The organism is Parasphingopyxis sp., from assembly GCF_052168275.1.
Lineage (GTDB): Bacteria > Pseudomonadota > Alphaproteobacteria > Sphingomonadales > Sphingomonadaceae > Parasphingopyxis.
This window is the reverse complement of sequence record NZ_JBQLZM010000138.1, coordinates 1-9,288: the sequence shown is the minus strand read 5'-3', so window position 1 is coordinate 9,288 and position 9,288 is coordinate 1. Positions and strand designations below refer to the sequence as shown.

Here is a 9,288-nt window from a genome sequence, read left to right as displayed (position 1 = left end):
CCTATCTGCCCGACCTGCCCGAGCGGCTCGGCTGGGCGCATATCGTGATCGCGCGCGCGGGCGCCTCGACGATCGCCGAACTGACGACGGCGGGCCGCCCGGCGATCCTCGTCCCGCTGCCGATCGCGACCGACGATCATCAGACGGCCAATGCGCGCGAGATGGAGGCGAGCGGCGGCGCACGGGTCATCAAACAGCAATATTTCACGCCCGCCGAGCTGGCCAAGCAGATGCAGAAGCTCGGGCTCGAACCCGAAGCGCTGATGAACGCCGCCGGGCGCGCGCGCAACGCGGGCTATCCGGACGCGACGCGCGATCTGGCCGACCTGGTCGAACGGCTGGGCCGGCGGCTGGGTGGCGAGGCGATGCCGGTGGGCGCGCCGGCGCGGGCCAGGCCGGCGATGGGAGGTGCCTCGTGAAGGGTTTCGGCACCGATATCGGGACGATCCATTTCGTCGGCATCGGCGGCATCGGCATGTCGGGCATCGCCCGCGTGATGCACAATCTCGGCTATAGCGTGCAGGGGTCCGATATCGCGGAGGGCCCGGCCGTCGAAGCGCTCCGCGAACGCGGGATTCCGGTGACGGTCGGCCATGCGCCGGACAATCTCGGCGATGCGGCCGTGGTCGTCACGTCGACCGCGATCCAGCGCGGCAATCCCGAAGTCGAAAGCGCGCTCGAACGCCGCATTCCCGTCGTGCGGCGCGCCGAGATGCTGGCCGAACTGATGAAGCTGAAGGCGACCGTCGCGATCGCCGGCACCCACGGCAAGACGACGACGACCTCGCTCGTCGCGGCGATGCTCGATGCGGGCGGGCTCGATCCGACGGTGATCAACGGCGGAGTGATCAACGCCTATGGCGCCAATGCGCGCGTCGGCGAGGGCGACTGGATGGTCGTCGAAGCCGATGAGAGCGACGGCAGTTTCCTGCGGCTCGACGGTACGATCGCGATCGTCACCAATATCGATCCCGAACATCTCGACCATTATGGCAGCTTCGACCGGGTCAAGGACGCCTATATCGAGTTCGTCGAGAATGTGCCTTTTTATGGCGTCGCGCTGCTCTGTCTCGACCATCCCGAGGTGCAGGCGATCATCCCGCGCGTCCGCGACCGGCGGATCGTGACCTACGGCTTCGGCACCCAGGCCGATGTCCGGGCGGAGAATATCGAGGCGCACAACGGCGGCAATCGGTTCGACGTGGTGGTCCGCGATCGCGACGGCGAGACGCGCCGCATCGAGGGCATCGAGTTGCCCATGGCCGGGCGCCATAACGTGCAGAATGCGCTGGCCGCGATCGGCGCCGCGCTCGAACTCGGTATCCCGGATGAGGTGATTGCGAAGGGCTTTGCCGAGTTCGGCGGCGTGAAGCGGCGCTTCACCAAGGTCGGGGAAATCGACGGCGTGTCGGTGATCGACGATTACGGTCATCACCCGGTCGAAATCCGCGCGGCGCTGGCCGCGGCGCGCGAGGGCAGCACGGGCCGGGTCTTCGCGGTGATCCAGCCGCACCGCTATACGCGGCTGCGCGATCTGCTCGAGGAATTCGAAACCGCCTGCAACGATGCCGATGTGGTCTATGTCACGCCGGTCTATGCTGCGGGGGAGCAACCGATCGAGGGGATCGACGCCGAGACCCTTGTGACCGGCCTCAAGGAACGCGGACACCGATCGGCCCGGACGGTGGCCGATGAGGATGAGCTCGCCGCCGCGCTGGCGGGAGATATCGAAAGCGGCGACATGATCGTCTGTCTCGGCGCGGGGGACATCACTCGCTGGGCGGCAAAGCTTGCGGACCGGATCGGGGAGGCGCGCGCATGAACATGGCTGATACCCTTAGCGGGCTCCCACCCCTGGAGGGCTCGGTGAAACGGGGCGGCAGCCTCGCCGATTTCATCTGGTTCCGCTGCGGCGGCCCGGCCGAGTGGCTGGTGAAGCCGAGTGACGTCGAGGATCTGTCGCAGTTCCTGAGCCAGCTCGACCCGGCAATCCCGGTCCTGCCGGTCGGCGTCGGATCGAACCTGATCGTTCGCGATGGCGGCGTGCGCGGCGTGGTCGTGCGGCTGCCGAAAAGCTTTGCGGAGATTTCGATCGAAGACGGGCATCGCGTCCGCGCCGGCGGCGCGGCGATGGGGATTACCGTGGCGAGCAAGGCGCGCGACGCGGGCATTGCGGGCCTCGAATTCCTGCGCGGAATTCCCGGCACCGCGGGCGGCGCGGTCCGCATGAACGCCGGAGCCTATGGCCGGGAGGTCAAGGACGTGCTGGTCGCGGCGACGCTGGTTATGCGCGACGGTGCGGTCGAGACCTGGCCGCTCGAACGGTTCGACTACAGCTATCGGCATTCGGCGGTTCCGGCGGGCGCCGTGGTCGTGGACGCGCTGTTCGAAGGCGTGCCCGGCGAACCGGAAACGATCGGTGCCGAGATGGACCGGATCGCCGCGGAGCGCGAGGCGTCCCAGCCGCTGCGCTCGCGCACGGGCGGTTCGACCTTCAAGAACCCGCCCGGACACAAGGCCTGGCAGCTGGTCGACGCGGCCGGGTGCCGGGGCCTGACGATCGGCGGCGCGCAGGTCTCCGAAAAACACACCAATTTCCTGCTCAATACGGGCGATGCGACGGCCGCCGATATCGAGGCGCTCGGCGAAGAGGTCCGCCGCCGGGTCTTCGAACATTCGGGGATCGAGCTCGAATGGGAGATCCAGCGCGTGGGGGATACCGAATGACGAAACCGCTCAACATCGCCGTGCTGATGGGCGGCTGGTCGGCCGAGCGCGAGGTCTCGCTGATGAGCGGCCGGGACATCGCCGATGCGCTCGAGAGCCTCGGTCATACGGTCTCGCGCGTCGACATGGACCGCAACGTCGCGGTGGTGCTCGACGGGATCCGGCCCGACCTCGTGTTCAACGCGCTGCACGGAACGCCCGGCGAGGACGGATCGGTGCAGGGGATGCTCGACCTGATGCAGATCCCCTATACCCATTCGGGCATGGCGACCTCGGTCGTCGCGATCGACAAGGTGCTGACGAAACAGGTGCTGATGCCGCACGGCATTCCGATGCCCGGCGGCCTGATCGTCGAGAGCGAGGGCCTGTACGCGGCCGATCCCATGCCGCGGCCCTATGTGCTGAAGCCGGTCAACGAAGGCTCGTCGGTCGGCGTCGCGATCGTCACCGCGGAGGGCAATTACGGCTCGCCGATCGGCCGCGACACCGAGGGGCCATGGCGCGAATTCGAAAGCCTGCTCGCCGAACCCTTCATCCGCGGCCGCGAACTGACGACCGCCGTGATCGGCGACGAGGCGCTCGGCGTGACCGAACTCGTGCCGAAAAGCGGTTTTTACGATTACGATGCCAAATATACCGACGGCATGACCGAGCATATCTGCCCGGCCGATATCCCCGCCGACATCGCCGAACGCTGCATGGACATCGCGCTCAAGGCGCACCGGCTGCTCGGCTGCCGGGGAACCAGCCGCTCCGATTATCGGTGGGACGACAGCAAGGGCGCCGCGGGACTGTTCCTGCTCGAGGTCAATACGCAGCCGGGAATGACGCCGCTGAGCCTCGTGCCCGAACAGGCGAAACACAAGGGGATGAGCTATGCCGAGCTCGTCCAGCGGATAGTGGAGGAAGCGCTATGAGCCAGACCCGCAAACCCCGCCGGACCAGCGCGCCGAAAAAGCGCGCGACGGTGAAACGCAAACCGGCGCAAAGAGCCAGGCGGCAGCCGTTCGCGGCGCAACTCGCGACCATATTGCCGATGGAAGAGGCGACGATCCGCCGGACCGGCGGCTGGATGGTCGTCGCGCTGCTCGCCGCGCTCGTGCTCGGCGCGTCGATGATGCTCCGCCTGCCGCAGATGATCGCCTGGCAGCTCGGCGAAGGCGCCGGGCGGCTCGGCTTCGCCGTGGAACGCGTCGAAATCCAGGGCATCGACCAGATGGAGCGGCTGCCGGTCTACGCCGTCGCGCTCGACCAGCCGTCGATGGCGATGCCCAATGTCGATATCGCGGAGATCCGCGAACGCGTCGAGGCGTTGAGCTGGGTGCAGGAAGCGCGCGTGTCGCGCCGCCTGCCCGACACGCTGGTCGTTTCGATCACCGAGCGCACGCCGACGGCGATCTGGCAGCATGAACAGCAGCTCTATCTCGTCGATGGCGAGGGGGCGGTGCTCGAAGAGGTGCCGCTCGATGCGATGCCCGACCTGCCGCTGATCATCGGTCCGCGCGCCAACCACCAGGTCGCGAATTTCGAGGCGCTCATGGAGCGCGCACCGGCGCTGCGCCCGATGCTGTCCGGCGCAACCTGGGTCGGCAACCGGCGCTGGGACCTGCGGTTTCAGTCAGGTGAGACGCTCGCCCTGCCGGAGGGCGAGGAGGATGCGGCGCGCGCGCTCGTCCGGTTCGCGCGGATGGACGGAGTGACCGGACTGCTCGGGGAAGGTTTCCGGCGGTTCGACATGCGCGTGCCGGACCGGTTCGTCGTCCGCGTCGCCCGCGACGCCGAACGGCCGCCGGCGCCCGCCGAGGCGGAAGACAACGGCAATTCGGATACGATCTGAGAGGGAGGCGAACGATGGCCCAGGGACGCAATGACAATCTGATCACCGTTCTCGATATCGGGTCCTCGAAGATCTGCGCGATGATCGTGCGCAACCCCGAAGGCAGCGACCTGCAGGTGCTCGGCACCGGCCAGCGCGAAAGCAAGGGCATCCGCCGCGGCTATATCGCCGACATGGAGCAGACCGAGGCGGCGATCCGCGCCGCGGTCGAGCAGGCCGAACGCATTGCCGGGATCAATATCGACAGCGCCTGGGTCGGCTTTTCGGCGGGCGGCCTGGTCAGCAAGGTGACGACGATCGAGGCCGATCTGGGCGGATACCGGATCGAGGACGCGCATATCCGCGATCTCCACATCGCCGGGCTCAACGCGATCGATCCCGAGGACATGGAAATCCTCCATGCCCATCCCACCCTCTACACGCTGGACGGGCTCGAGGGGGTCAAGAACCCGCTCGGCCTGCACGCCGACCAGCTCGGCGTCGACATTCATGCGGTGCTCACCGAACGGTCTCCGATGCGCAATCTCGATCATTGCGTCCGCAGCGCCTATCTCGGCGTCGAAGGTATCGTCGCCTCGCCGGTCGCGACCGGCTATGCCTGCCTCAGCGAAGAGGAGCGCGAGCTCGGCGTCGCGCTGGTCGAGCTCGGCGCGGGCGTCACCAATGTGTCGCTGTTCGCCGGCGGCATGCTGGTCGGGCTGACCTCCATCCCGATCGGTGCGGCGGACATTACCGATGCGGTCGCGACCCAGTTCGCGATGCGGCGGGCGCAGGCCGAACGGATCAAATGTTTCCACGGCTCGGCAACGACGAGTCCGCGCGACAATCACGACATGATCGACATTACCGGCACGTCCGACGACGAGACCGGCGACACGCCCCGCATCACGCGCGCGCAGCTCATCGCGGTCATTCGGGAACGGCTCGAAGACCTGATGGCGCAGGTCGGGCAGGCGCTCGACGATATGGGATTCAGCGGGCCGGTGGGCCGGCAGGTCGTGCTGACCGGCGGCGGCGCCGAACTCAAGGGCATCGCGGATTTCGCCCAGGGTGCGTTGGGCCGGACGGTCCGGACGGGCCGTCCGATCGCGCTGGCGGGCCTGCCCGAAGCGCATTCGGGACCGGCTTTCGCGACGCTGGCCGGCCTTGCCCGCTTCGCCGCCGAAGGGCCGGTGGACCTGCGGGTCATGCAGGATCAGGAGCAGCTTGTGCACCGCGCGGCAGGCGGCGGGCTGTGGAGCCGATTCATCGCTGCGTTCAGGAGTGAATATTGAGCGATAAAGTGAGCTTTATCCACGAGTCGCACCGCTTTTTCGCTGGTATCGCCGAGTCATTGTGTTGTAGTATTGGTTAACGTTTTGATCAGGATGCGAAATTGCAAGGGGGAGACCACGTCATGAGCATCGAATTCACCCGTACCGAAGTGAGCGAATTGCGGCCCAAGATCACCGTGATCGGCGTCGGCGGCGCGGGCGGTAACGCGATTGCCAACATGATAGCCGCCGAGGTCCAGGGCGTCGATTTCATCGTCGCCAACACCGACGCGCAGGCGCTCAATCACAGCGATGCCGATACCCGCATCCAGCTCGGACCGAAGATCACCGAAGGCCTGGGCGCGGGTTCGCGTCCCGAAATCGGCCGCGCGGCCGCCGAGGAAACCCTTGCCTCGATCGACGACGCGCTGGACGGTTCGCACATGTGTTTCATCGCGGCCGGAATGGGCGGCGGCACGGGCACCGGCGCGGCTCCGGTGATCGCCGAAGCGGCCCGCAAGAAGGGCATCCTGACGGTCGGCGTGGTGACCAAGCCGTTCAGCTTCGAAGGCTCGCGTCGCGCGAAATCGGCGGACTCGGGCATCGAGGAACTGCAAAAGCATGTCGATACGCTGATCGTCATCCCCAACCAGAACCTGTTCCTGATCGCCAATCCCGACACGACCTTCAAGGACGCGTTCCGGATGGCCGACGAGGTTCTCCAGCAGGGCGTACGCGGGATTACCGACCTGATGGTCATGCCCGGCCTGATCAATCTCGACTTCGCCGATGTCCGTTCCGTCATGGAAGAGATGGGCAAGGCGATGATGGGCACTGGCGAGGCCGAGGGCGACAATCGCGCCCGCGAAGCCGCCGAAAAGGCGATCGCCAACCCGCTGCTCGACGGCGTGTCGATGCAGGGCGCCAAGGGCGTCATCATCTCGATCACCGGCGGCGAGGACATGCGCCTGATGGAGGTCGACGAAGCGGCCAACCACATCAAGGAACTCGTCGATCCCGATGCGAACATCATCTGGGGCTCGGCCTTCAACGACGATCTCGAGGGCAAGCTGCGGGTGTCGGTCGTCGCGACCGGCATCGATGCCGCAGCCGCCGGCGAGGCCAAGCCGATGCCGGCCAAGGTCTTCAGCTTCCCCTCGGCGCGCGACAAGGCCGAGGAAACCGAAACGGACGCTACGGCCGAGGCAGACGGGGCGATCGAGGAAATGACCCCGCTCGCCAAGGATGAGCCGGAAGCGCCGGCGACGGTGGAGCCGGCCGAACCGGAAATCGAGGAAATCGCGGCGGAAGCGGAAACCGAAACGGTAGCCCAGGAAACGGCTGCCGAGCCCGAGCCGCCGGCTGCCGGCGAGCCGGTGACGCGGATTTTCGACGATACGGCGCCGATACCCACGGTGACCGAGCGCCCGGCGCCGCGTACGACGCCGACCTTCACCGTGCGGGCCGCCGGCGAGGAGCCGCGCCGGATGTCGGCCGAAGCCCGGCCGGTCGAGACGAAGCCGAGCGTCGAGGAAGACGAGTTGCTGCTCGACGCCGGCAACATCGTTTCGGCGGACCATATACCGGCAGAAAAGCCGGCTGCGCAGACCAGCAAGTGGATTGCCGAGGACGACAAGGCCGATGCGGTGCCGGCCGCCAAGCCGGCGCGTTCCGGCGGGACGCTGTTCGAGCGGATGTCGAACATCGCCCGGGGCGCGGCAAAGGTCGAAGGCGAAGAGAAAAAGGCGGCATCGGGCGGCGATCGCGATTCGCTCGACATCCCGCAATTCCTGAACCGGCAGAACAACCAGTAGCGAAGCGATCATGCCGGCGTTTCCGTCCCCGAATACGGGCCGGAAACGCCGGCATTTTTCATGTTCGCCGACGGGGAGAAACGTTTTGTCGATTGCACGGGTACGGTTTGCCGTGCGTTCAGAAAACGGGCCGTCTATGATCGGCCGGTAATGCTCCGTCCCGTACTTGCTTATCGTCCGGCGCCAGGCCGCTCCACCCGTCGCTTCCTGTTCGGAATGCTGCTGGCGGGCGTTGCGATGCCCGCCGCGGCGCAGAGCAGCGACGCCTTCCCATTCATGGACCGGAGCCGACAGGCGCAGGCGACGGCCGGCGATCTCGGCCGCTTTCTGACGATGCTCGCCGACAATCCGAACAATGTGGAAGCGCTGATCGGTGCCGGGCGCTCCGCGCTCCAGCTCGACGATGCCGATGCCGCGCTGGGCTTTTTCGTGCGCGCGAACGAACTCAGTCCGCGAAACGGCCGGATCAAGGCGGGACTGGGGGGCGCTCTCGTCCGGCTCGAGCGCCCTCTTGAGGCGATGCAGCAGTTCCGCGAAGCGGAGAGGCTGGGCGTTCCGCTCGCCGAATATGCGGCCGATCGCGGCTTTGCCTATGACCTGCTCGGCCAGCCGGAACTGGCCCAGGCCGATTATCGGCTCGCGATCGGCGGCCGTTCGACGCCCGCGCTCGTGAAGCGGTTGGCGATCAGCCTCGCGATCTCCGGGGACCAGGCAGGTGCGCTCGAAGTCCTCGATCCGCTGCTCCGCGCCCAGGATATGACGGCGTGGAGAACGCGGGCCTTCGTCATCGGGCTGACGGGCGACATTCGCGACGCGGTCGAGGCGGCGGCGATCGCATTGCCTCGCCGAGAACTCGAAATCCTGACCCCCTATCTCGGGCGCCTCTCCAGCCTCAGCAACGCCGGCAAGGCGCAGGCCGTGCATTTCGGCAATTTCCCGGCCAGCGGCGACGGGCCGCGTTACGCATTGAGCGATTTTCCGGAGCTCGCCGCGGCCGGCACGCCGGGCGCCGGGCTCGTACCGCAGGGCACGGCGCTCGGGACCCGCACCGAGGCCGAGATTCGGCGCGAAACCCGGCGCGAGCAACGGCGGCGGGAACGACGCGAAGCGGTCGCCAGGCGCGTTGCTGCCCGGGAAGGCGAGAGTCGCCGCCGACCGGGCCGCAGCGAAACCGTGCAAATGGCGCAGGCCGATACGGCACCACCGCCGCCACCACCGCCACCACCGCCACCACCGCCACCTCCGCCGCCACCGCCACCTCCCCCGCCTCCGCCGCCACCGCCTCCTCCGCCACCGCCGCCACCGCCGCCTCCTGCGGTCGATACGCCGCCTGCCGATCCGCCGCGCGGTGCGCCGCAGCCCGGTTTCGCGTCGCTTCCGGCGGTGACCGAGACGGACACCGGAGGCGCGCGGGCCGATACCGGTACAGCGCCAGCCGAGGCGGAGGAGGGCGTACCGGTTATCGAAACCCGCTTCTCGTTGGCCGACCTCGAAGCGGATCTGCGCTCGCGGGCGGAGCGCGAGCGTACAGCGGCGGAAATGCCTGCCCAGGGGCCTTCGCCGGAATCGCTGTTGCCCGCGGCGCTTGCGGCGATTACCCCTGCACCGCCACCGCCACCGCCACCGCCACCGCCACCGCCACCGCCACCGCCACCGC

General features: G+C 67.7%; 8 protein-coding genes. All 8 read left to right on the top strand.

Translation table 11 applies throughout. The features are described from left to right. A partial coding sequence (locus ACTS1X_RS12465) for a UDP-N-acetylglucosamine--N-acetylmuramyl-(pentapeptide) pyrophosphoryl-undecaprenol N-acetylglucosamine transferase (protein ID WP_442614723.1) occupies nt 1-419 on the top strand: 419 nt, incomplete at its 5' end. After that, nucleotides 416-1,822, top strand: coding sequence for a UDP-N-acetylmuramate--L-alanine ligase (murC, locus tag ACTS1X_RS12460; protein ID WP_442614722.1), 1,407 nt, complete (start codon nt 416-418; stop codon nt 1,820-1,822). The genes ACTS1X_RS12465 and murC, both read left to right, overlap by 4 nt. A gap of 2 nt (nt 1,823-1,824) precedes the next feature. Next, nucleotides 1,825-2,727, top strand: coding sequence for a UDP-N-acetylmuramate dehydrogenase (gene murB, locus ACTS1X_RS12455; protein WP_442614721.1), 903 nt, complete (start codon nt 1,825-1,827; stop codon nt 2,725-2,727). Continuing rightward, a complete protein-coding gene (locus ACTS1X_RS12450; protein WP_442614720.1) occupies nt 2,724-3,644 on the top strand; it encodes a D-alanine--D-alanine ligase in 921 nt (306 codons plus the stop codon). Before murB ends, ACTS1X_RS12450 begins: the two co-directional genes overlap by 4 nt. Further along, complete coding sequence (locus ACTS1X_RS12445; RefSeq protein ID WP_442614719.1) at nt 3,641-4,564, top strand: cell division protein FtsQ/DivIB; 924 nt, start codon at nt 3,641-3,643, stop codon at nt 4,562-4,564. The genes ACTS1X_RS12450 and ACTS1X_RS12445 overlap by 4 nt, the downstream gene beginning before the upstream one ends. A gap of 14 nt (nt 4,565-4,578) precedes the next feature. Further along, nucleotides 4,579-5,838 (top strand): cell division protein FtsA, encoded by a 1,260-nt coding sequence (ftsA, locus tag ACTS1X_RS12440; protein WP_442614718.1) that lies wholly within the window; start codon nt 4,579-4,581, stop codon nt 5,836-5,838. Nucleotides 5,839-5,960: 122 nt separating this feature from the next. Then, entirely contained in the window at nt 5,961-7,631 is a 1,671-nt protein-coding gene (gene ftsZ, locus ACTS1X_RS12435) for a cell division protein FtsZ (protein ID WP_442614717.1), read from the top strand. Between the two features lie 150 nt (nt 7,632-7,781). Continuing rightward, nucleotides 7,782-9,288 (top strand): tetratricopeptide repeat protein (locus ACTS1X_RS12430; protein ID WP_442614716.1); only part of this gene is annotated, 1,507 nt, incomplete at its 3' end.

What these genes read in the sequence shown, in the direction of transcription:
- ACTS1X_RS12450 (WP_442614720.1), top strand. Translation starts at nt 2,724, where the DNA reads ATGACGAAACCGCTCAACATCGCCGTGCTGATGGGCGGCTGGTCGGCC.
- ACTS1X_RS12445 (WP_442614719.1), top strand. Translation starts at nt 3,641, where the DNA reads ATGAGCCAGACCCGCAAACCCCGCCGGACCAGCGCGCCGAAAAAGCGC.
- ftsZ (WP_442614717.1), top strand. Translation starts at nt 5,961, where the DNA reads ATGAGCATCGAATTCACCCGTACCGAAGTGAGCGAATTGCGGCCCAAG.
- ftsA (WP_442614718.1), top strand. Translation starts at nt 4,579, where the DNA reads ATGGCCCAGGGACGCAATGACAATCTGATCACCGTTCTCGATATCGGG.
- murB (WP_442614721.1), top strand. Translation starts at nt 1,825, where the DNA reads ATGGCTGATACCCTTAGCGGGCTCCCACCCCTGGAGGGCTCGGTGAAA.